16 protein-coding genes and 1 riboswitch are annotated in these 22,280 nt (G+C 63.9%); of the genes, 9 read left to right on the top strand and 7 right to left on the bottom strand.

Annotated elements, in window-relative coordinates; all coding sequences use genetic code 11:
• Positions 1–26 precede the first annotated feature (26 nt).
• Positions 27–392 (top strand): integrase core domain-containing protein, encoded by a 366-nt coding sequence (locus tag LMH63_RS19645; RefSeq protein WP_109680332.1) that lies wholly within the window; start codon positions 27–29, stop codon positions 390–392.
• A gap of 110 nt (positions 393–502) precedes the next feature.
• Here LMH63_RS19645 and LMH63_RS17100 read toward each other — a convergent pair whose 3' ends face one another.
• Together LMH63_RS17100 and LMH63_RS19580 are read right to left on the bottom strand one after the other, a co-directional pair.
• A complete protein-coding gene (locus LMH63_RS17100) occupies positions 503–799 on the bottom strand; it encodes an HU family DNA-binding protein (protein ID WP_255414649.1) in 297 nt (98 codons plus the stop codon).
• A gap of 569 nt (positions 800–1,368) precedes the next feature.
• The gene (locus LMH63_RS19580) at positions 1,369–1,638 is read right to left on the bottom strand and encodes a YjiS-like domain-containing protein (RefSeq protein WP_109680333.1); all 270 of its coding nucleotides are present in this window, start codon (positions 1,636–1,638) and stop codon (positions 1,369–1,371) included.
• A 394-nt stretch (positions 1,639–2,032) separates the two neighbouring features.
• Positions 2,033–2,145: riboswitch (TPP riboswitch) on the top strand.
• 69 nt (positions 2,146–2,214) lie between these two features.
• Here LMH63_RS19580 and thiC point away from each other — a divergent pair.
• Positions 2,215–4,098: a phosphomethylpyrimidine synthase ThiC gene (thiC, locus tag LMH63_RS17105; RefSeq protein WP_109680334.1), complete on the top strand. Its 1,884-nt coding sequence runs from the start codon at positions 2,215–2,217 to the stop codon at positions 4,096–4,098.
• A 296-nt stretch (positions 4,099–4,394) separates the two neighbouring features.
• Here thiC and LMH63_RS17110 read toward each other — a convergent pair whose 3' ends face one another.
• Both LMH63_RS17110 and LMH63_RS17115 read right to left on the bottom strand, forming a co-directional pair.
• A complete protein-coding gene (locus LMH63_RS17110; protein ID WP_109680335.1) occupies positions 4,395–4,910 on the bottom strand; it encodes a hypothetical protein in 516 nt (171 codons plus the stop codon).
• Positions 4,911–4,933: 23 nt separating this feature from the next.
• Positions 4,934–6,955, bottom strand: coding sequence for a hypothetical protein (locus LMH63_RS17115; RefSeq protein WP_229332639.1), 2,022 nt, complete (start codon positions 6,953–6,955; stop codon positions 4,934–4,936).
• A gap of 807 nt (positions 6,956–7,762) precedes the next feature.
• On the opposite strand from LMH63_RS17115, the gene LMH63_RS17120 reads away from it, so the two are divergent.
• Positions 7,763–8,416, top strand: coding sequence for a pyridoxamine 5'-phosphate oxidase family protein (locus LMH63_RS17120; RefSeq protein WP_158280481.1), 654 nt, complete (start codon positions 7,763–7,765; stop codon positions 8,414–8,416).
• Positions 8,417–8,471: 55 nt separating this feature from the next.
• On the opposite strand, the gene LMH63_RS17125 is transcribed toward LMH63_RS17120, so the two are convergent.
• Both LMH63_RS17125 and LMH63_RS17130 read right to left on the bottom strand, forming a co-directional pair.
• A complete protein-coding gene (locus tag LMH63_RS17125; RefSeq protein WP_109680164.1) occupies positions 8,472–9,389 on the bottom strand; it encodes a DMT family transporter in 918 nt (305 codons plus the stop codon).
• Positions 9,390–9,605: 216 nt separating this feature from the next.
• Complete coding sequence (locus LMH63_RS17130; protein WP_158280482.1) at positions 9,606–10,484, bottom strand: helix-turn-helix transcriptional regulator; 879 nt, start codon at positions 10,482–10,484, stop codon at positions 9,606–9,608.
• A 160-nt stretch (positions 10,485–10,644) separates the two neighbouring features.
• Here LMH63_RS17130 and LMH63_RS19585 point away from each other — a divergent pair, with 160 nt between their 5' ends.
• From LMH63_RS19585 to LMH63_RS17150, 6 genes are all read left to right on the top strand, one after another.
• Positions 10,645–10,908, top strand: coding sequence for a DUF3892 domain-containing protein (locus LMH63_RS19585; protein WP_109680166.1), 264 nt, complete (start codon positions 10,645–10,647; stop codon positions 10,906–10,908).
• Positions 10,909–10,924: 16 nt separating this feature from the next.
• The gene (locus LMH63_RS17135) at positions 10,925–11,164 is read left to right on the top strand and encodes a DUF2188 domain-containing protein (RefSeq protein WP_109680167.1); all 240 of its coding nucleotides are present in this window, start codon (positions 10,925–10,927) and stop codon (positions 11,162–11,164) included.
• A 14-nt stretch (positions 11,165–11,178) separates the two neighbouring features.
• Positions 11,179–11,598, top strand: a complete 420-nt coding sequence (locus LMH63_RS19590) for an HNH endonuclease (RefSeq protein ID WP_109680168.1) — start codon at positions 11,179–11,181, stop codon at positions 11,596–11,598.
• Positions 11,599–11,677: 79 nt separating this feature from the next.
• Complete coding sequence (mblB, locus tag LMH63_RS17140; RefSeq protein WP_109680169.1) at positions 11,678–12,844, top strand: anti-phage 6A-MBL system MBL-fold protein; 1,167 nt, start codon at positions 11,678–11,680, stop codon at positions 12,842–12,844.
• The gene (gene cap2-3 / locus LMH63_RS17145) at positions 12,837–15,146 is read left to right on the top strand and encodes an anti-phage 6A-MBL system cap2_3 protein (protein WP_109680170.1); all 2,310 of its coding nucleotides are present in this window, start codon (positions 12,837–12,839) and stop codon (positions 15,144–15,146) included. The genes mblB and cap2-3 overlap by 8 nt, the downstream gene beginning before the upstream one ends.
• 7 nt (positions 15,147–15,153) lie before the next feature.
• Positions 15,154–15,891 carry a hypothetical protein gene (locus LMH63_RS17150; RefSeq protein WP_146205287.1) on the top strand — a complete coding sequence of 246 codons (738 nt, stop codon included), beginning with the start codon at positions 15,154–15,156 and terminating at the stop codon, positions 15,889–15,891.
• 334 nt (positions 15,892–16,225) lie between these two features.
• On the opposite strand, the gene proA is transcribed toward LMH63_RS17150, so the two are convergent.
• Positions 16,226–22,207, bottom strand: coding sequence for an anti-phage protein ProA (proA, locus tag LMH63_RS17155; protein ID WP_109680172.1), 5,982 nt, complete (start codon positions 22,205–22,207; stop codon positions 16,226–16,228).
• Positions 22,208–22,280: the final 73 nt, after the last annotated feature.

Genomic DNA, 22,280 nt, shown 5'->3' on the forward strand with positions numbered 1-22,280 from the left:
AGTGTCATGAAAGCGCAATAAACGCAATGAGGGATCTTGCCCCACTGAATGACCGTTATGGGTCGTTTCGTGACTCTGCCCGTAGGAGCAGAGACCCATTCGCCTACCGCGACTCCGAGCAACGCGCCGAGCACCTGCCGCGCTGGCTGCATGACTACAACTGGCATCGCCAGCACGGTAGCCTCAACTACCGGCCACCCATCAGCGTCCTGGCGCTACCCGAGGACAACCTCGTGAGACTTCCACAGCTAGGTACCAGTGGTGGCTCGAGTCACGGTGAAAAGCCGACAAAGGTAAGCTGCACTGGCGCTCGACCCAGTTACGTGGACACCGAAACCTCCCTCACCGGGCAACACCATGACCGGTACCGCGAGCTCACGCCGCTAGCCTGATGCTTGGCGATCCTGATGATATGCGAATCCTGCGGCTAGGCGACTGGCGTCCACATCTAGCGTCCGTGCCGGCGCGGCGGACAGCTTCTGCGGCCCGCCGCGGCTAGCCTTCAGCGATTGACGGCGTCCTTGAACACCTTGCCAGGCTTGAAGGTGGGTGTTTTTGACGCCGGAATCCGCAAGGGTGCGCCGCTCCGAGGATTACGCCCCGTGCGTGCCGCCCGCTCAGTGCGTGTGAACTTCCCGAATCCCGTCAGGTTAACGTCGGTGCCCGCGGCGACGGATTGGGTCACCGCGTCGACGAGCGCGTCGACCATCTGCGCAACCTGACTCTTACGTATGCCGTCCACCTTGCCGTGGATCTGGTCAATGAGCTCTGCCTTGTTGATTGCTGCTTTACCCACCACGCGTGTGCCTCCCAGAATTTGCTAGTGGCATCGCCGCTTCTAGCACGAGCGGGAGTACCGGTCACGGCGCACCGCCGCAAACCTGAACACCCCTACACGCCCGACCCGCACCGAATAGCGTGCTCGGCGAGGTCGTGGGCACGCACCGGGTCCGTTGCCCGGGGCTCATTTACGGAGCAGCGCATCGCGCGGCTATGCCATGCTCAAGCTGGCCAAGCAGCTCCTCAATGCAGTGTGCCCCGGGCTCATTCTTCAGCAGGCGGCGGGGAAAGTGGGGCAGAAATAGCGGAATTGCCTGCTCCATCGAGGCCCGACCACCAAACCGTTCTCCAAACGCCTAAATAGCCAGCTCGAAGATGCGAGCGACGCGGACGCCCTGCTCCGAGTATGCGGTCGACCGCCTCGCGATGGCGCCCTTGGAACGCAAGGTCGCCCTCGGCATGACACCGGCAAAAGATTTGTGCGGTGCTCCGAGCACGCGTTCGTTCGGCGTTTTTTAATGGCAATCCAGTTCGGAATTAACCGGTGGAGCACATACCACGAATCGGGCGACCAAAAACATTGTCAGCTCAGGAATTGTCCCCTCGTTGGGCTTGCGTGTCCTTGAGCCATAGCCGGAAGCTGTATGTGTGCCGGTATACCACCTCCGGCGACAAGCCGGCGTCCAGGAGCTCCCGCTCCGAGAGAGCCAATAGCTCCCGGCGGCCGCGAAGAAACTCACGATAGAGCCGCAACCATTCGAGCGGGTACCTGATCGCCCTCTTGATGCCCGCAAACGCGTGGTTTGGCGATGTCGAGCTCGCGGCCTGCCTTGTCCTTTGGGGCTGCATGTAGCTCATTACCCCTCCTCGCCGGGTCCACCGGCTTGTTGCGCAATCTGCACTGTCAGCGTCTACGGAGCAGCCTCAAACGGAAAGGTCCAGCGGTCACACGAAAAATGGGTACAGTGCCTTGCCCCAAGGGAAAGCAGTGTGCAGCGGGCGGCTCGATGCGAAACTGGGCGACCAATGCAGTTCCCTCATTACTGGATCGCAAATTCGTCATTACGTGAGTATTCGCAACGCCACCGCTCCCGTGCCTATCCCCAGACGCTGGAAAAACCTCGACACGGAAACGCGCGACCGCACTGCTATGCCCTTGGAGCGACCCCAAAAGGCCAGGTGTTGAAGGCTCGAGCGCGTTGCTTCGAGCCGCCGACGATTGATCGCAGGCACAAGGTCAGCCATGCTGAAGTTGGCGAAGCGGGGGTGCCTACCTCGATGACCTTGTTCATCGGGTGGGCTGAGAGAGTCCCTTGGAACCTGACCCGGTTAGGACCGGCGTAGGGAAGCTTCCGTGCCCCGGCAGGCGTTCGTCTGCATGCACGAAGTCCAGCCCGTTTCGTCGCCATCCATGCATAACGGAGGCGACAGTCCATGAGTGCCCATTCCAGAGAACCGAGCGTGGCGGCGACCGCGCTTGATCACTCCGTCACGCGTCCCTTCCCAGGATCGCGCAAGGTCCACGTCACCGGCTCAAGGCCTGACCTACGTGTGCCCATGCGGGCCATTGAGCAGCAGGACACGCCGTTCCAGTTCGGGGCCGAGCCCAATCCATCGATTCTCGTCTACGACACGTCCGGGCCCTACACCGACTGCGACCACGCCGTTGATTTGCAGCAAGGGCTGCCCGCGCTGCGGGCCGCGTGGATCGAGGAGCGCGGCGACACGGAACCACTGCCCGGTCCAAGCTCGCGGTTCGGCCGCGAGCGTGCCGAGGACGCGGCCGCGGCGAACCTGCGTTTCCCCGAGCAGCGCGCACCCAGACAGGCCCGGGCGGGCGCGAATGTCACCCAGATGCACTACGCGCGGCAGGGAATCGTGACGCCTGAGATGGAGTTCGTTGCGATCCGCGAGAACCAGCGCCGGGCGGAATACGCGCACAGCCCGGAGCTTGCCCAGCGCCACGCCGGGGAGGGTTTCGGCGCGGCGATCCCCGAGACGGTGACGCCCGAGTTCGTGCGCGATGAGGTGGCGCGCGGGCGGGCCATCATCCCCTGCAACATCAATCACCCGGAGAGCGAGCCGATGGCGATCGGGCGTAACTTCCTGGTGAAGGTGAATGCCAACATGGGCACCTCCGCGGTGACCTCGAGCATCGCCGAAGAAGTGGAGAAGCTGGTCTGGGCGACGCGCTGGGGGGCGGACACCATCATGGACCTCTCCACTGGACGCCACATCCACGAGACCCGCGAGTGGGTGATCCGCAACTCTCCAGTCCCGGTGGGCACGGTCCCCATCTATCAGGCGCTGGAGAAGGTGGACGGCAAGGCCGAGGCGCTCACCTGGGAGATATTCCGGGACACGCTCATCGAGCAGGCGGAGCAAGGCGTTGACTACTTCACGATCCACGCCGGCGTGCGCCTGGCCTTCGTTCCGCTAACCAGCCGCCGTGTCACCGGCATCGTCTCCCGGGGCGGCTCGATCATGGCGAAGTGGTGCCTGGCCCACCACGAGGAGTCGTTCCTCTATACGCACTTCGAAGAGATCTGCGAGATCATGAAGGCCTATGACGTCGCCTTCTCGCTTGGCGACGGGCTACGCCCAGGCTCCATAGCCGACGCCAGCGACGAGGCGCAGATGGCCGAGCTGCGCACTTTGGGTGAGCTCGCGCAGACCGCCTGGTCTCACGACGTGCAGTGCATGATCGAGGGCCCGGGTCATGTGCCCATGCAGCGCATCCGGGAGAACATGACCGAGCAGCTCGCGCTCTGCGAGGAGGCGCCCTTCTATACGCTGGGCCCGCTCACCACCGACATCGCCCCCGGCTACGACCACATCACCTCGGCCATCGGCGCCGCCATGATCGCGTGGTACGGCACAGCGATGCTCTGCTACGTCACCCCCAAGGAGCATCTGGGGTTGCCCGACAAGCACGACGTGCGCGAGGGCATGGTCACCTACCGAATCGCCGCCCACGCCGCGGATCTTGCCAAGGGACACCCGGGAGCTCAGCTAAGGGACAACGCGCTTAGCAAGGCCCGCTTCGAGTTCCGCTGGGAGGATCAGTTCAACCTCGGCCTGGATCCGGAGCGCGCCCGCGAGTTTCACGACCAGACCCTGCCCAAGGAGGCCCACAAGGTCGCTCACTTCTGCTCGATGTGCGGACCGCATTTCTGCTCCATGCGCATCTCCCAGGAGGTGCGCGAGTACGCGCAGCAGAAGGGCATCAACGATGTGCACGTGGCAATGGAAGAGGGCCTGAGGGAAAAGGCGAAGGAGTTCCGGCGCTCCGGCTCCAAGGTCTACCGCGAGCTTTAGTACCGTCGACACGGGGTGTGCCGGAAGCGCCGCGGCCGGCGCACCCCGTCGGCCTGAGGCCATAGACGCCGCAACCCATTCGAAGCCGTACTCAAGCACGCGGGAGGGCCAACCATTCGGGCGGTGCCGCCGCATGGCGGCGATTGCCAGAGCTCCCAGGTCCTATGGGCGCGCTGCCACGGCAATCAGTTTCACCCTCAATTTCGCCGCACACCATCATTCCGGTGCAGCTGCCGGCCGCTGACCTCGAAGTGCAGGTCGCTCACATAGCGGATTTCCATGGCCTGACTGCTCCCCTACCCCGGACCTGCGCGCCGAGAGGCCAGTCGGTACGCCCCAAGAAGCGCACGTACGTCCGTCGCTGCCCGGTGCCGCCGTCCACCGATGCGCCGGTAGGCGGTCTCCTTGTAGCCCTCGAGCGCCGACAGCGTTGTATCCGGGAACACGTCTATCGCCGGGGCGACGCGGAACTCTGGCAGCAGGCCAGCCGCTTCAAAAAGCACATCTAGCCACCAGCCATCGAGCGCGGAGGCATCGCTGTAGGCAACACCCGCCAGGCCCAGTGCTGAGTTCAGACGCAAGGCAACGCGCTCGACGGACTCGCCTTCGCGCATCACCAGGGCTTTCGGGATCCCGTGGATCGCCTCGGCGTTGGCATCCCAGTGCGTCCAGCAATTAAGCGGTGCGATCAGGCAGTCGGTAACCAACCCATCGGGCCCGCTCCAGGCCACTTCCACGGGGTAGCTGTCCGGCGCGATTCCGGATGCCTCCACGTCGATGAAGCAAGGCAGTGGCGCTGGGTGCTCGGTCATTGCCCTTGGGCCTCCGCGTGAGCCTAACCAGGGTGATCTTCCCGATCCCGAATCATGCGCCCGCGGGGGCCTTCGCACTCCACGCGCAGGAGTAGATCGCAGAAGCCGCGCACGATGAACACCAGCCATTCCCAGTCATCCGCGTCGACTTCGACGGCGAACGTCCTGGCATACGCGATTCGCACGCCGGCACGCATACCGAACTGCTGCTCCCTACGCCGCGCGGACCAAAGCGCCTCCGGTTGGGCTGGCGGTCGCGCACCGTGATCGTCCTCGGCAGCACAGGGCATCTCGACAAGGTCGACAGCCTGCCGGAACGGCATCGACAGAGACCAGGAGCCGGGGCCGCCCTCCCGATTCGCGTGAAGGTAGAGCGCGTCTTCTCGCCGTTCGAGGCGAACCTCCCGATCACGTGCGTTATCGGGAAAGTCGAGTGAGGCGGACATGACACGACGCCGTCGGTGCCCCCTGAGCAGATCGCGAAGCTCATCGACGCGGTAGTCGGCACCGCCGATGAGCCAGTTCGCCCAGGGTTCGATATCCCCGTGGCTCGGGCCAATCGGGTTGTCGAGCATGACCGTCGCCGGTGGCGCGAACCGGTCAGCGGCAACCTCTGGCAGCGGCTGGTGGAGGCCGGAGGCCATGTGCGGGTAACCCGCGGTCGCGCCCGCGCGCACTGTGGCGCACACCGGGCCGCCGTGGCGCTCGAGTTGATGGGAGACGACAACCGCCTGCCCCTGGCGCAGCCGCACCCCGCAGGCGTCCAGCACCGCCTCCCGGGCGGCAGGCCCCGCCTGCGTCTGCAGGTGAGCCAGGGTGTGGGGGTCGTGCGTGGCGAAGGCGATCGTGGTCCCGCAGTTCTGCAGCAGACTCTCTACCGTCGCCGGCGGGCAGCCGCCCGGTAGCCGCGCGGCGAGCGAGGCCACCCCCTGCGTGGCGAGCAGGTTGATGTGCCCGCTCGAGCGCGAGCGGTCGAGCCATAGGTTGTCGTCTAGCAGCCCGGAACTCGCGCCGCCCGGCGCGAAGTGCACATGCTGCTGGTACTCGTCGATCGCAAGGAAGGTAAAGCGGTCCCGCCCCCAACCCTCGGCGCGATGGTGAGCGTAGCCGAGCACCGCCTCCCGGAGCCGGATCCGCAACAGCTCGTGCACCAGGGCAGCCGCAACCCCGAATAGGTGCGCGGGCAGGTCGGTGACCACGACCTTCCGGGCCCGATAGAGCACCTGGGTCATATCGAGCGCCGGCGCCGCCGGATCGGCGAGCTTCGAGCGCAGTCGCTCGTCAGAGGCGAAGGGGTGCAGCGCAGGCAGCACGTGGTTAACGTGCCAGGCGTACTGCTTCCTCACTTCCTCGTCGAGCTTCCAGGAGGAACTGCCGTGTGCGTGCCGCGAGCCGCCAGCGGCGAGGATGCTGAATGCGTCAGCGCGCACGCCGTGGAGCAGGGAGAGGTAGTCCCGTGGCAGCGTCGGCTCGCCCTCGACCCAGGCGTCAAAGCGCTCGACGAACGAGCGCGGATGGCTCAGTGCATCATGCAGATCCGCGAGCGTGGTGGCCCGCCCCCAGAGTCGATAGGTCTGGTGGACGAGCAGCGCGTAGTCGATGGCACGCGAGCCCCAGTAGGGGTCGCGGGTCGCGCGAGTCCGGGTGAGCCGCTCGAGCAGCGCTCGCAGCGGCTCCACCGCCATGCCGCCGATCAGGTTGACCGGGGCCGCGTCGCGGGACGCCCCGAGCAGGAGCGTGCGCTGCGGGTATTCCGCGGCGAGGCCCGCGTCTTCCTCCTTCGCGCTTAAGACCACGCCCGAGCAGCCGCTCTCGATGAGCCGCCGGAGCGCGGGCAGCATCACCGATACCGTCTTCCCGCTCCCGGTGGTTCCGGTTACAAGGACGTTGCGGGTGGCGTCACCGAAAGTCAGCAGGACCTTACCCTGTCCTGCGTTGGCGAGCCTTCGCAGGCCGCCATCGTCCTCGGCTGCCGTGGCCCATGCGCCGTGCAAGGGCTGATCGTCGAGTCCGTAGAAGGCAAGTAGCACCTCATCTCGAAGCATGATCGCCTCTCTCGCGGTAGACCGGATCATGCCGGCTCCTTGGTCCAGAGCTGGACCGTGCGGGCATGATTCTGACCAGGGATACGGGAGCGGGGCGGGCGAGGACGCTCGCCCAGCCCCGGGGAGTGCGCGACCGGCCCGGTATGCGCCGGCGCGTCCGCGGTCTAGGCGATCGAGGCTATTCGGCGGGCGTGGTTGGAGCCGTTGCGCCTAGGGGCGTGGCGGTACCCAGCACCGGCAGGGGGCCGGCGGGAGAGGAAGTCAGGTACTTGATGGACCAGTTCGCGCATGTCTGCTTCCGGCTGATACCAGCTGGACGGTGGTTCGTTGCGGTTGGCGGCTAGCTAGCCGGCTGCGCGGCGCTGCCGCGCGGCCACAGGCTCAGCGGCCGAGTATGCGCGAGGCTATGGAGCTGGCGTTTGGAAGCAGGCGGGAGAAGGTGCTCACGGGGCTGCTCTGATCCACTGTGCGCGTAACAGCCATGAGCACGCCACATGGCAGGGGCACTGTCAATGCCTCAGGCCCTGGCAGCTCCGTCAAGTCGGCTCAGTGACACGCGGGATGCACCGCCTGCCCGTGCTGACGCCAACCATGGCGATGCCCAGCGCCGGGCTCCCGCTTCGGGGCCCGGCGCATTGTGGTAGGGGGCGACAGTTTCGGCACTTCCCGTGTCGCGCGCGTTGCGGAGCGTTGGGATGAGCAGGCGGAAAAGATTGGCCCCTCTCAGGGCGTCAAAATTGGCACTTACTTCGTACCGAAGCGACCCGTAGCGTAATGATCCAGGCATGCGCAGCGAGAAGCACCACTGTGACCAGACACCAAACGCAGCCGGCATACCGGCGGGTTCGCCGGCACCCTGAGCGAGCGAGCTACTGCGTCGAGGATGCCTACTCGATCCTCGATGAGGCGCTGGTGGCGCATGTCTCATTCACGATGGACGCGCGTCCTTTCATTGTGCCCATGGGGTTCGCCCGCGACGGAAACCGCCTGCTGCTGCACGGCGCGCGTGGCAGCCGAATCTGCCGCCAGCTTGCCAAGGGCATACCGGCGACGGTGGCGGTCACCCTGCTCGACGGATTAGTGCTCGCCCGATCCACGTTCCACCACTCCATGAACTACCGTTCGGTGGTGGTGTTCGGGCAGTGCGAGCCGATCACGGATATCGAAGACAAGGATAAGGGGCTCGAGCTACTCGTCGAGCACATTGTCCCGGGGCGGTCGCAAGACGCCCGCAGGCCAACCCGGCAGGAGCTGGAAGCCACGGGACTGCTGGCGATGCCGATCGAGGATTTCTCCATCAAGCGTCGCAGCGGACCGCCCGTCGACGATCCGGCCGACCTGGACTTCCCCTGCTGGGCCGGGGTTCTACCCACCCATCTCGCGCTCGGGCAGCCGCAACCGGATTCGAATGGGCCCCCTCCGCCGGAGTGCCCCGATTATGTCGAGCGTTACCGGAGGTGAGCCTGTCCGGACGCTACCGGTAATGTTCCGGCATAAGGCGACGGGCGGCGCGGACCTACCGTGCAACCATAACGCCAGTGGGACGCCAATAAACCAGAAGCACACCGAGCCCCGCCACGCACAGCCCGAGAAAGTCTCCGGCACGCGGCGTGTCACCGATCATTATCCAGGCCATGAACATCGTAACGGGCGGCGAGAGATAGAACAGGCTGGCGACACGGGTAGCGTCCGTTCGCCGCAGGAGCATCCACATGGCGCCATAAGCGCCAAGGGAGACACCGAAGATCAGCCACGCCGTCGTCGCCACGAACGAGAGCGTCCAGTCGGTCGCAAACCCCTCGAAAAACCAGGCTAGCGGCAGCATCGCGATCGCTGTTGCCGCACTCTGGATGAGCATTGATAGCAGAAGTTCGGGCTGGTGATCGCCGCGCCCCTTCACTTGCCGCCGTTCAATGATACTTGCGGCGGTAATGCCCACGACGGAGCCCAGAGGAATCAGATACGCCGTCAAAGGCGGAGAATTCTCCAGTCCGATCCGAGTTCCGACAGCGAGAGCGACGCCACAAAATCCGATTACTAGACCAACCCACTGGCGCACGGAGGTGCCCTCTCCCGTGGCGATGCCCGATATAGCCCCCGTAGCCAATGGCTGCAACGCAGTGATCAATGCGATGATACCAACAGGCACGTCTTCGATGATGGCGAGAAATACACAACCAAGCCATACGCCATGTGCAAGGACTCCCACAATCGCCGAATAGAGGAGATCACGGCGACCGGGTAGCTGAACACGTCGTAAGAAGGCAATGCTTAAAACCAGGATTAACGTTAAGGCCAGATATCGCCACAGCAGGAACGTCGCCGGCGACGCGTGAGGCAGTCCAAATTCTGCACCCACGAATCCAGAGCTCCACAGAATGACAAAAACGGCAGCGAGCGCTGCCGTAGAGCTCGCTTGTACTCTCGCCTTCATTCGACATCTTCATCTGAACCGATAGCTATTCAATCAGCCATGCCAATCGGGCACAAATGAGTATTCCTGAGGCTGCCGTTGCGTATTGGTAAACCGTGCATCTGGTCGGTTTTGAGTGCGTCTGTCCGGCGGCAGGCGACGACATGATCCTAAACCGATTGGCACGCGCGGCCTTGCCGAAACCAGGCACCGGGCATTCCTCGGTCACAACACGGTTTACAGAGAAGATCCACGGAACTCATGCAGCTCGTCGGGGTTCAGCAACACAATCTGGCGCGCCACTGGGGATCTCTTTTCACTCTCCGCATCCAGATTGAGGCGCTGCAGCAGATAAAAGGCGAGCGCAGCTCTAACAGTCACCCTCTTCTCACCTTTGTCCATGTCGTACTCGCGCTCAATGGCTCTGCGTTGCCCCTCTGTAAGCTCAGGATGCGCTGCGAACCGCACCGTCACCCTTCTCGACCAATCGATATCATCTTCAGCGGTCACTCTTGTGCCGGAGTAGCGACCGACTTCCAGAACTCGAGATAGCACGAAGTCCCTGAAGCTTTCACGCTTGTGGCAGTATGCGCGGATGTGAAAGCGCTGGCCGTTGGAGGCGAGTGCATGGGGACTAATCCAGCGCCACGAGGGCTCAGGAGAACTCATGGATTGGTAAAGAAACTCAAGCGCACGCTGCTCCCTGATTGCCTCTAATATCGCGATCAATGTGGGACGATCTACATTTCGGCGCGGAATGGGCAGCGCACCGAAGTCTGGTGCGAACCCAATGAAGGACGCGTTCTTGGCCGTATGCCCTGTGCTCACGTCCTGCAGTTCGCCGAGGTAACTACTCGCATTGCCTGATACAAACGCCGGCTCGAAGTCATCCGTGGCGACATAAGTCTTCTGGCTGGCGTCGTACACCATGTTTTTAGGAGCGGCTCGCCTATAAGCCTGAATGTCCGCAGACGCTTGCGGCGTCGATATTCCGAAGAAGTCTTTCAGGTCACGGCGATTCAGACGTCGCTCCCACAGCAGACGAAAGTCTATGAAGGCGAGGCGCCGTTCTCTGCCCCAATGCGTCTGTGACGATGAGGCGGGTGTCTCCGACATCTTGCGGTCTCCGCTCGTAGGTGGTGCGTCTGACATGGGGTTGCACGTATAGTTAGTATACCCGTACACTCATGCGACGGGTTCAGTTAGTAGACGTACCCTACCATGCTGAGGGTTTCGTTGCAGAGCCCAGGGGACTGATGACGAGAGGTGAGAAGTCATGAGCGACCGGCACGTGACGCGATCGAAGAAAGGGCGCGACGGCGACATCCTGGCGCTGTGCAACCCGGGGGCTCTGTGGAGCCCGCGACCCAAGGCTGATGCCATCAGGGACATCGAGTCTCGCGCCCACACTTACTACGTAACTGGCGAGGGCGGAACGCGAGTGTCCATCCACGTCGTCAACGGCCTCAGTGGCAAATACCTTCGGACGGATCCGGACAACTCCGAGCGCAATAACCTAGACGACCTTCCCGACTGTTAATCAGGGAGTCCGAACCATGGCAAAGAAGCGCGACATCCATGTGGTACCGCACGAAGACGGTGGCTGGGCCACCCGGAAGGAGGGCGCCGGCCGGGTTGGATCACGCCACGAAACGCAACATGAGGCGATTGACCGTGGCCGGGATCAGGCTCGCCGAGAGGGGGTGGAACTGGTAATCCATCGCCGCGATGGAACTATCCGCGACAGCGACAGCTATGGCCCCGACCCGTACCCGCCGAGAGACAGGAAGCACTAGCTGAGGACGCAGACATGACATTCGACGAGGCCCGGCTTCGACAAATCTTTGAACGAACCCAAGGGCGGTGTCACTTGTGTCGTCGCCCCCTTGCCTTCTCCAACCATGGGCGCTCAGGGCACCGCGGTGCCTGGGAGGTGGAACACTCGATTCCCAGAAGTCGTGGGGGCACGAACCGGCTCAATAACCTCTATGCGGCGCACATTACGTGCAATCGCTCGAAGGGGGTAAGAAGCACATCGGCAGCGCGGCGCCGTCACGGGTATCGAGCGGCGCCGCGCTCCGCCAACACCGTGAGGCGCGATGCGAGTCTGGGCGGCGTCGTTGGCGCGCTGATCGGCGCCGCTCTCGTTCCTCCGCATGTTCGTCTATTGGGGCTAGCCGCGGGTGCGGTGCTCGGCTATGCGACTGGCGAGCAAGTCGAACCCGAATGATAGGCGACGACTCAACATGTTGACGATACAGACTACATCAGTACTATATATTGTACCTTGGCCGTGAAGGGACGCCACGATGACGGCTAACATCGCTTTCTTTCCCGTGGGCAACGGGGACATGACGCTTATCGAGCTGGAGTCAGGGCGGCGAATCCTGATCGACGTGAACATTCGTCAGGGGGCGGACGATCCCGGTGATGAGACGCCGAATGTTACCCAGGAGCTCCGGAACCGACTCTCTCGAGACGCCGACGGGCGTTTGTTCGTCGACGCCCTCCTGTTGAGCCACCCAGATGCGGACCACTGCCGCGGCCTTCGTAAGCACTTCCACTTGGGACCACCAGCGGAGTGGTCGAAGAGCGATGACAAGATCATCGTGCGTGAGCTCTGGTCATCGCCGATGGTGTTCCGCAGGGCCTCAAGCAGGATGACGCTGTGCGATGACGCCAAGGCCTTCAACACCGAGGCTCGACGGCGTGTGCGGCGGTTCAGGGAGGCGGGTCACTCGGTTAGCGATGGAGATCGCATCCTGATCCTGGGTCGAGACGAGAATGGGAAGACCAACGGACTCGAGGAGATTCTGGTTGAGGAAGCCGGGACATTCTCACGGGTCAACGGTCTCGACGATGCAACGATGGTCGCCCGCCTGCTCGCTCCCATGCCGAAGTCTGACGACGCTGAGGAAGAGGAGAAGGCGGCCAAGAATCAGTCGAGCACCATCCTGCAGTTTCAGCTTTCAGGGGGCGGGAGCCCGGACCGATGCCGCTTCCTGACCGGAGGCGATGCTGGCGTCGCCATCTGGGAGCGCCTCTGGAACCGCCACGCGAGTCAACCGGAGCACCTCTCGTACGACGTTCTACAGGCCCCGCATCACTGTTCCTGGCGCTGCCTCTCCCACGACAGCTGGAGTGACCTCGGCGAGAAGGCGCAGGTTTCTGAGCACGCACGCTCGGCCCTGGCGCAAGCGCGGCCGGGGGCGGTAATCATCTCGAGCAGCGTCCCCATCCGTGATGAGGACAGTGACCCGCCGTGCACGCGAGCGAAGCGCGAATATGAGGCAATCATCAAGGAGGCCGGTGGTGATGAGTTCCGCTGCGTCGGTGAGCACCCCTCGGAGGCGCATCCGGCCGTCTTGGAATACGAGATCGGCCCCTATGGCCACACCCGCAAGGCCGCGGCCGTGGCGCCGGCGATATTGACCGACTCCACCGCGGTAGCGAGTGAGCCACGAGGGCATGGCTAGCCGGGATCGGGGTGGAGCGCACGATCCACCATGGGCAGTCCAGCAGGCAGTTCGCGTGCTTGGACGCGACCCAAAAGTCAGACCAGCCGCCGCGCCTCGATGGGTGGACGAAATTGGATGCTGGGTGGTTGAAGCAGACTTCGCCGTCGAGCTCCCAGGGGCATACAAGTCGCAAGGATGCTCCCCGAGCGGCGTTATGTCCGTCGAGACGGTGCGCTTCGCCTTTCCTGAGTCCTATCCGCTGGATCCTCCCGAGATTTCTCTGCGTGAGGGCTTTCCTCGTAACTTCCCCCACATCCAACCCTGGCTGACCACCGATAATCGCCCTGTCCCCTGCGTCGTCGACGAACCGCTCAGCGAATTCTTTCTCAGTGATGGGTTAGTGGCGGTTGTCCACCAGGTCGCGATTTGGCTCGAACGGGCCGCGGCGGGCACGCTCATCGATCCTAACCAGGGCTGGGAGCCTGTCCGGCGGGATGGGCTTAAAGACTTGGTGGCAGTAGATCGCACCCGGCTAATCGAAAAACTCGACGACCGGGGCGGCTTCCGCTGCCTCGAGATGGCCTATTGGCGATCAAAACCCAGCGTGGGACTTGCCGTAAGTTCCGTTCTCGTCGCGAATAGCGAAGTTCCTCTGAGCGCTTCCGCACTTACATCGGTTTACTGCACGGAACCACCCTTGACTGACGATACCGAGCGCGGACGAGGCGTGGCGTTGCTGGTCTGGCCGGGCAAATCCCCCGACGGCTCGCCGCTCGTCTGCGACCAGTATCTGCCGGAGACCGTATCGAGCCTTGCCGAACTCCGCGAGAGGGCTCGAATCTACGGCTGTGCGCAAGAACTCCGGGAGGCGCTGACCGCATTCAGGACCGCCCTTAAAAGCCAGGAATCCAAGGCCCTTCCGCTCACGATCATATTGTGCGCACGGCGCCCCTACGAGGTCATTGGTGAAGGAAGCTGTACGGAGCTGTGTGCCTATGTCACCCACTTCCGTGCGCCAATGGCATTCCCGGAGGGGGATCGCACGCCCGTCAGACCTGCAGGGCTGCGCGATCGCGTATCCCGCCCGTTGCTTGCAAGAATGAGCGGCGGCGACGAGGAGGCGCCAAGAATCCCCTGGACCCTGGTCGGCGCCGGAAGCCTCGGCTCAAAGGTTGGGCTTCATCTCGCGAGAGCCGGGCAGGCGCCGGAGGCCGTAGTCGACCCAACGGTGATGAGCCCACACAACGCTGCCCGTCACGCGTTGATTCCGTCCGACACCATGGCGCCTGGCTGGCTAGGCGTGAAGGCATCCGGACTCGCGCAGGCCTTCGAGGCACTTGATCAGCCCGCTCGTGCCGTGGAGGAAGATGCTGCATCCCTGGTGCAGAGCACGCGACGGAGTGGGGCGTGGTCGCGTCGTACTTGGGCTGTGGTCAATTCGTCGGCGTCGTTGCGCGTGCGCGAGGCGCTCGCAGCGGCAGACGCAAAGCTGTTGCCCGCTCGAGTCATTGAGATGCTTCTGTTCGGTGGCGGACAACTAGGCGTCCTGACAGCGGAGGGGGAGGACCGAAACCCCAACACGGCAGACTTGATGGTCGAGCTGTATCGCCTGGCTGTCGAGGACGCCGATATCCGTCACCGTCTGCGCACGGACGATGCCCCGTTCGGCCGAGTTCGGGTTGGACAGGGTTGCGGTTCGCTGACCATGCGAATGTCGGATGCAAGAATCTCGCTGTTCGCGGCCGGGATGGCGGAATATTTGCTTGCAGCGCAGCGGCGGGACCAACAAGCAACGGTGGGAGAACTGCTTGCCGGGCGTCTTGATTCCGGGGCGATGGGAGTGAACTGGGAGCGCCGGACCATCCCCCCTGTCACGGTTATCGCGCCCAAGGATCATCGCGATTGGCAGGTGCGTATCCACGGAAATGCCGTCAAGGAAATCGCTGCGGAGACGGCCCGGTATCCGGAGGTGGAGACCGGCGGCGTCATCATGGGCCGGGTCTCGGAGACGCGAAAGACCTTCCACGTTGTCGACGTCCTGCCCGCACCACCGGACAGCATCCGGTCACCAACAGAGTTCATCCTCGGGACCGGCAACCTGTGTCGAGCCATTACCGAGTACGTTGAGGGATCGGCTTTGGGCCTAAGCTGCCTCGGAACTTGGCACAGCCATCTGAATCAGTCCGGGCCGTCCCTTACCGATGAGCGAACCGCTGAGGCCTTGCAGATCGCCCGCAGCGCGCCAGCGCTACTGCTCATTCGAGCGACCGACCGTTTCCACGCGGCGATGGGGCACTCGGACCAGGTGAACGCGGAATAGCGGCGCGATGCACCAGCAGTTCGGTCTTGACGAGTATGAGCTAAAGGCACGACTTGCCCCGGCAATGACAAGCCTGCTTGGAGCGCTTACAGCAGCGGTCCTTCTCCTCCCGGCACCCGAGACGCGATGGCCCACAATCGTTTTGCTCTTGCTTACCGTCGCCTTTGCGCGCGGCATCGCTCATACGGTCCGCGATCGAGGCAGAGAGATAGAGCGCCGCCTCTATCGCGAATGGGGCGGCAAACCTTCCGTCGCGATGCTCCGGCACTCCGACTCGCGGCTGCCTGCGGCCGTTAAGCACCGATACCACGGCATCCTTAGCCAGCGCGTCCCGGAACTCACCTTGCCAACACCGAACGAGGAGGCTGCCTCCCCCGAAGCGGCTGATGAGGCCTACGAGGCAGCAAGTAAGTGGCTGCTTGAACAAACGCGCGACCCGACGCGCTTTCGGCTGCTGTTCGCCGAGAACATCAATTATGGCTTCCGCCGGAACCTGCTGGCAGCAAAGCCTTTCGGGGTCGTGGCGGACGTCCTAGCGGTACTGCTCATCATCGGCCTGGCCATCATGCAATCCGAGGGGGACTTGGTCACCCTGGCATCTCAAGCCGATTTCTGGAGCCTGGGTGGTGCCGCAATAGCAGCCTTGCATCTTTTGTGGCTGACCGTGGTCGTGACTCCGAATTGGGTGCGCATGACCGCTGAGCGCTATGCCGAGCAACTACTCGCCGCGTGCGACGTCCTTTAGCATCACAACAGTTGTGGCGCACAGACGAAAATTTCCTGCCCGGGGCTTTAACATGAGCACGCCCGCACTAATCGGCCTGCAAGGAATTTCAGCCACCCCAGGATTTGCGGACGCCGGGGCAATTTAGAGGATCAGGCGCCCGAAAATGCCCGGGCGGGTTACGGTATGCTGGGCAACTCCATTCTGTAAGTTCACACTGCCATTACGTTCCGTCGACTGCGCAGTTGGCAGCTACCTTCGACGTACGCCTTGTACGCCGCACTCTCGCCGAAGGGTGCCTAACGAGAGGCACGCTCGGGGGATACCTTCGAGATAGCCCCAGTGATCGCGGTCGCTACTCAGTGGCGTCCGATTCGCAGGCCTGCAGCAATCGAGCTCGGGCTGTGCTGCTAAGCCGCTTGATACCGCAGTACGCGGCCATCTCCCGGATCTGCGCCTCTCCGTCGAGACCCTGGCGACGCGTATGGCGAGCGAGTGTCGCAAGCTCCTCGCGCGCGATGTCGTCCACCGACCGGGATTCGCCGGCCTCAGGCTCTCGGAACCAGCACCAGCTCTCCGGTGGGGCATTTGGAGACCAGAAAAAGGCGCTCCCGGCTTCCTTTGTCTGCACCCCGACTCGAGTCGCGAAGGCCATGACGCGCTTACGAATCCTGCCTCCGGCACGCTGGAATCCGTGGGCACGGGCGATACGGCGCACCAGTAGCTCGTCCCTGATGGGGCCCTCGGCCTCGACAACCGCCTCGATCAGCCGCTTGAGGATGGGGTTGTAGCCCGGCTCGTAGAACTGCTCAGCGCTCAGCTCACCCTGGAAGGCCTGCATCTCGCACGGCCGGTAGCGGATGATCGGGCCAGCCTCTTCAAACAGGTCCGGGCCAGGCTGTGGCGGACCACCGGAGCTCGTTGGGCCTTCCGCGTAGAGCGCCCTACCTACCGGCTCTACCTCAGGCACGCCTTCGTCGGCTTCAGCCGCCTCGTGCCCCTCTGCATCGAGGCTTTCATCATCCACGTCGGCGCTCGTCTCGGCCGCGAGGGTATCGTCGGCTTCCTGTCGGGCAGCTTCTGCCTCAGCTTCGGCCGCCCGTTGTGCCCGAGATGATTCCAGGAGCTCGGTCAGGCGGCAGTCGAGCGTCTCGAGCGCACCGGGCGCGTCAACCCACCAGTCAGTCGACCAGACCCGCAGGATCTCCCAGCCAAGCCCCCTCAGCACGGCCTCGCGGAGCTTGTCACGATCCCTTGCCGTTGCCGCCCGGTGGTAGGTCGCGCCGTCGCATTCGACACCGGCGAGGTATATGCCCGGCGCATCCGGGTGGACAACGCCGAGGTCCACCCGGAAACCGGAAACCCCGACCTGGGCATGCAGCTCCCAGCCGCGCTCGACCAGAGCCGTCGCGACGGCCTGCTCGAATGGGGAATCGAACTCGCCGCCAGGTATGTGCGTGGCCTCGGCGAGCGCTCTCGGCCCACGCTCTGCGTACTCGAGGAAGTGCCTGAAATCACGAACGCCGATCGCCTGCGTGCGGGCAAGGTTGATCTGCTCGGCCTTGAGCGTCGCGAACACCCGGAGCTCCTCGCGCGCGCGGGTAACGGCAACGTTGAGCCTGCGCTCGCCTCCATCGCGGTTGAGAGGGCCGAAGTTCATCGACACTCGCCCCTGGCGATCAGGGCCGTACGTCACCGAGAAGTAGATGATGTCCCGCTCATCGCCCTGAACACTTTCGAGGTTTTTCACCATGATCGGCTCAAGGGCATCATCGGCAAACCAGGGCTCGGTTTCCGGGGCGTTGCGGCGCTCCTCGTCGAAGAGATCCTCGATCAGCCGCTGCTGCTCAGTGTTGAACGTCACGACACCGATGGACAGGTTCTTCGCGGCAAAGTCGGGGTTGCGGATACGCCGCATGACGTCCGCGACGAGAGCTCGCGCCTCCTCCTGGTTCGTTCGAGCGCCGCCCTTCTGGTAGACGCCATCCGGGACATGGTGGAAGCTCACCGCGCGGTCGTTGGTCACCGGGGCCGGGAAGGTGACCAGACCACCGCCGTAGTAGCGCTGATTCGAGAACGCAATCAGGCTTTCATGGCGGCTTCGGTAGTGCCAGTTCAGCCGCTCCACCGGCAGGTTAGCGCCCATGCACTCATCGAGGATGCTCTCGAGGTCACGCTCGACATCCTCGTCCTCGTGCTCATCGTCATCCGCGCGATCGAAGAAGGTGGTCGGCGGCAGCTGCTTGGGGTCCCCGACGATGACCACCTGGCGGCCACGAGCAATGGCGCCGACGGCATCCCACACCGGGATCTGTGAGGCCTCATCGAAAATCACCACATCGAACTGGGCCTGTTCCGGGGAGAGGTATTGCGCGATCGACAAGGGGCTCATCAGCAGGCAGGGCGTCAGCCGCGTGAGCGCTGTCGGCATCTCCTCCACCAGCTGGCGCAATGGCTTGTGGCGACGCTTTTTCTCAAGCTCGCGCTTCAGCACCCCCCACTCTGAATTGCGGGTCACTTCCCCCTTGGTGGGAAGCTCGCCACTAAGCTTGGCCCGGATGTAGGCCTGGGTGAGCCTCGTGAACTCCTCGTCAAGACGGGCGAACTCGGAGATCGTATGCTCATGCTCGGCGGGGACGAAGCTGCGCAGGACCTCGTCCCGGTCCACAACCGAGTTGATCCACCACCGGCAGTAGTTGACCTCCAGGGTCTCGCTCACCGCGCCGGTCTCGACTGCGCCATTCTCAACGGCCCTGACCAGCGGAGCCAGGCCCTTCGCCAGTGCCTCGTCGCGGACACGACGCCAGGCACACCAGGCGCGAAGCGTGTTCTCCTCGGCAACCCAACGACTGAGCTTGTCGGCGAGTGACTTCGGCCAGTCATCGGCTTCGCGGGGCGCGAGGTCGTCGACCGTGCTCCCGGCACGGGCGGCGAGCGCTTGCAGATGCTCATCGAGCGTCTTTCGAGCGCTGAGCAACGCCTCTGCCGCTCTCCCCACGCTTCCGTCGGCGGCGAGCAGGGCATTGCCATCCGTGAGCAACCTCCGCACCGCCGCCTGAGTGTCCATGAGGTCATCGGGCGTTGCGGCGAGAGTGCCGATAGTTGCCCGCAGTTGAGAAAGCAGCTCCAGCGTCCCTCGCACCGCATCGACAGGCGTGTTCAGTCCAGCCCAAAGCCCGTTCGTATCACTTGCAAGGGACTCATACTCGGCGAGGGCGGCATCGAGTCGCTGGATCTCGGCGAGAACGGGTAGATCCACCGAGGCGTTCGGCTTCGAGCCCTTGCGCACTGCACGGCGCAACGCAGTCCGAACCCGCCGCCGCAGAAGGGCACTTCCCGGCCACCATTTCGAATCAGCCTCTTCCCAGAATGCCTGGAGCTCCTCGACCGGGAGCGTGGACAGGGCGTCGGGGATATATGCGCAAGAGAGCCTCGCGACCGCCTCTGCACGCGCCTCAAGTAGCTCGACACCCTCCTGGAGGCGCGACAGTCGCTTCGGCCCCTGTGCCTCTAAGGCAAAGCCATAGTCTTCGCCATACGCCTGCGGCAGGAGCGAGCCGAGGCGCGTGAGCGCGTCGAGCCGATCCTGGGTCATCGCTCTGGCAGGCAACCCGCAGGCAGCTTCAAACGCCTGCGCCCGCCGCGCACAAGTGGTCACAGCCGGCAACGCCTGCTTCGCGCCGTCGATCAACTCCCGCTGCCAGGTCGGTGACCAGTCGGCGGCCGCCACCCCGGCGAATGGGCTCTCCGCGATGCTGCCAAGTGCCGCGCTATCGAGATCGATGCGGGCAGCGACGTCCCTCAGCCCTTCGAGGGCCTCCCGGTCATGCGCCTCCGGCGAGGACCACTCGAGGGAAACCACGGGTACATCACGCCCGGCAATGACCTTGCCAATCGCGTAGTGGGGCGTGAGGCCGTTCGGGAATTCCTGGTGCAGGTGCTGTACGAAGGCGTTGAGCTTCTCCCGTAGCCTTGCAAGACGCCGTGCCTCACGCTCCCAGCGCTCGGCGTCAACATCCGCGCGCGCATCCCACGCCTTTCGCAGCTGCTCGAGCACATCGAGCTTGCGTGCCTTGCTCGAGTGCAACTCGAGGCAGAAGGAATCGAGCCCCACATCGCGCAGGCGCCGATAGACGACCTCGAGCGCGGCGGTCTTCTCCGAGACGAACAGCACCGTCCGTCCCTCCGTGACGCACTGGGCGATCATGTTCGAAATGGTTTGGGATTTGCCCGTGCCCGGAGGCCCTTCGAGGACGAAATCCTTGCCCTCCGCGGCGGCCATGACTGCGGCAAGCTGGGAGGAGTCGGCCGGCAACGGCGTGAAGGTGCGCTGCGGGGGGTAGGCCTCGTCGAGCTCGCGCGGTTTCGGGAAGGGAATCTCCGAGGGGTAGACCTCCTTCGGGCTCTCGATCAAGTGCCGAACGACCGGGTTCTCTTTCAGGATCTCCGTGCGATCGACCAGATCCTTCCACATCAGGTACTTCGCAAAGGAGAACGTGGAGAGCGTCACCTCCTCGACGACCTCCCAGCCTTCCTGCTCGCGAATCGCGCGGGTCATGGCCTGCCAGATGGCGCGGACATCGACGCCGTGCTCATCGGTGGGCAGGGGGCCGATCAGCTCGGGCACCTTTAGCCCGAAGTCCTGCTCGAGCATCTGCAGCAGGGTCGGATTCACGCGTGGCTCATCGTCGTGCAGCACAAGCCGCATGCCCGCGCGCACGCTCCGCCGCTCAAGCCGGACGGGGACAAGGACCAGCGGTGCGCGGTGGCGCCGTTCTTCCTTGCCATCACCCTTGCGCCAGGCAAGGAAGCCAAACGCGAGGAATAGCGTGTTTGCGCCGCCCTCCTGGAGGGATGCGCGGGCCGCGCGGAATAGCTCGACAAGCCGTCGGTCTAGCTCATCAGGGGCCAGGTCGACGACGACCTCGCGCCGTCGCAGCGCCTCGAGCGCGTAGGCCTCCTCGGCATCCTCGTTGTGCTCCTGGCGGTGGAGCTCGGCCGAGCGGCCCTGCTGCTCGTCCATCATCTTCGGGGAGGACACGATCCGGATCTTCTGGTTGTCGGCCAGTAAATCCTCGAGCAGCCCCGGATCCGGACAGCGGATCGAGACCGAGCGCTTCGACGGGCGGAAGTTCAGCAATCGGTTGCGCAGCGAAAGATCAAGGAGCTTCCGCTGCCAGCGGTCGAGCCGGGTGACCGGGGTGTCCTCGACTTCGGGTTCCGTAGCAGAGACAGCGTCGGGGATGTCATCGAAGGCTTCGACATCGAGCCCCGCGTTCGCCTTCTCTTGAGCGCCCGCGCCCGGATCCAGTTGCGTTGGTTCGCGCCCCGTCGGGATGGGCCGGATCCGCTGCATCCGTGCCCGCCTAACATCGACGGCCAGCTCAAACTGATCGTCACGCTCCTCGCCAAGCGCCTCCTGCGCCTGCTTCATGGCCACCTTGAACGCTGGTGGATGCGCCTGGGTCACCAGGGTCGTCTCAAAGAAGATCGCCTCACGGAGCTGGAGGCGCTTGCGAAGGCTTGTGACGTCATCCACGAGCACGCTCGCGAACTGCTCGTCCTGCAACCAGCAGCCGACAAAGCTGTGGCCGCGGGTGAACACGATGATGGGATGCAGCCCGGCCTGCTCTAGGCAGCTTGCGAACAGCACCGTCAGGTCGAGGCAAGTCGCAAGTCCGGACTCGAGGATATGCGACGGTGTGCGAATCTTCTGGCCGTTACGCTCGAAACTCGCCGGCGGGCTCGCGTAACTGATGCCAAGCGATCCGATACTCGCCCAGATGGCGGATATCAGGTAAGCAACCCTCTGAGGGCTTCCTGACTGGTAGCCGTCGAGCCCGGAGGGCATCTGAGCGCGTTGAAGATGCTCGGAGGCCGCCTTCAGGATTCGCTCGACGGCCGCGTCGTTCGGGGTCACGAACGCCGCGATCATCTCCGGCATGTAGGCCGCACCGCCCCATTCCATACGCGCGAGCAGCTCTACGGGCTTCTCCGTGCGGGTAAGCTCTTCGTCTCCCGCAAGAACGCGAAGCCTGACCAGGCCAGTCACCGCCTCCGTCAGCTGCCAGAGCAGCCCCGGGTCGAGCGCAACCCGCCTGTCGTTCAGATGCACCTGGTCGCCCGGCGCAAGCCGGTCTACCACCCACGTACGTGTCGTAACGAACGCCGGTTCCGAGGAAATCTCGACGGTCAGGTTCTCGAGCGCTTGGCTGCCGTCGTTGCGAACCGCAAGGTCGCGAAGGATGGGGACATTATTCTGCTGGCAGGCGAAATTGACGTGTTCCGCGGTAACCGAGAGGACTGCGACATCATCCGTACCGTCCCTGGACTCCATGCCGCCCCCTAGCAAAGCGTGACTGATTCGCAAGGTTGCCTCGCGCCGAGCGCGACCTGCAAGCCGCCATTAC

The organism is Spiribacter halobius (assembly GCF_020883455.1).
Classification (GTDB): Bacteria; Pseudomonadota; Gammaproteobacteria; order Nitrococcales; family Nitrococcaceae; genus Sediminicurvatus; species Sediminicurvatus halobius.

Bases quoted from the DNA above. Each gene is read 5' to 3' on its own strand.
- LMH63_RS19645 (WP_109680332.1), top strand. From the start codon at position 27: ATGAGGGATCTTGCCCCACTGAATGACCGTTATGGGTCGTTTCGTGAC.
- LMH63_RS19580 (WP_109680333.1), bottom strand. From the start codon at position 1,638: ATGAGCTACATGCAGCCCCAAAGGACAAGGCAGGCCGCGAGCTCGACA.
- thiC (WP_109680334.1), top strand. From the start codon at position 2,215: ATGAGTGCCCATTCCAGAGAACCGAGCGTGGCGGCGACCGCGCTTGAT.
- LMH63_RS17110 (WP_109680335.1), bottom strand. From the start codon at position 4,910: ATGACCGAGCACCCAGCGCCACTGCCTTGCTTCATCGACGTGGAGGCA.
- LMH63_RS17115 (WP_229332639.1), bottom strand. From the start codon at position 6,955: ATGCTTCGAGATGAGGTGCTACTTGCCTTCTACGGACTCGACGATCAG.
- LMH63_RS17125 (WP_109680164.1), bottom strand. From the start codon at position 9,389: ATGAAGGCGAGAGTACAAGCGAGCTCTACGGCAGCGCTCGCTGCCGTT.
- LMH63_RS17130 (WP_158280482.1), bottom strand. From the start codon at position 10,484: ATGTCGGAGACACCCGCCTCATCGTCACAGACGCATTGGGGCAGAGAA.
- LMH63_RS19585 (WP_109680166.1), top strand. From the start codon at position 10,645: ATGAGCGACCGGCACGTGACGCGATCGAAGAAAGGGCGCGACGGCGAC.
- LMH63_RS17135 (WP_109680167.1), top strand. From the start codon at position 10,925: ATGGCAAAGAAGCGCGACATCCATGTGGTACCGCACGAAGACGGTGGC.
- LMH63_RS19590 (WP_109680168.1), top strand. From the start codon at position 11,179: ATGACATTCGACGAGGCCCGGCTTCGACAAATCTTTGAACGAACCCAA.
- mblB (WP_109680169.1), top strand. From the start codon at position 11,678: ATGACGGCTAACATCGCTTTCTTTCCCGTGGGCAACGGGGACATGACG.
- cap2-3 (WP_109680170.1), top strand. From the start codon at position 12,837: ATGGCTAGCCGGGATCGGGGTGGAGCGCACGATCCACCATGGGCAGTC.
- LMH63_RS17150 (WP_146205287.1), top strand. From the start codon at position 15,154: ATGCACCAGCAGTTCGGTCTTGACGAGTATGAGCTAAAGGCACGACTT.
- proA (WP_109680172.1), bottom strand. From the start codon at position 22,207: ATGGAGTCCAGGGACGGTACGGATGATGTCGCAGTCCTCTCGGTTACC.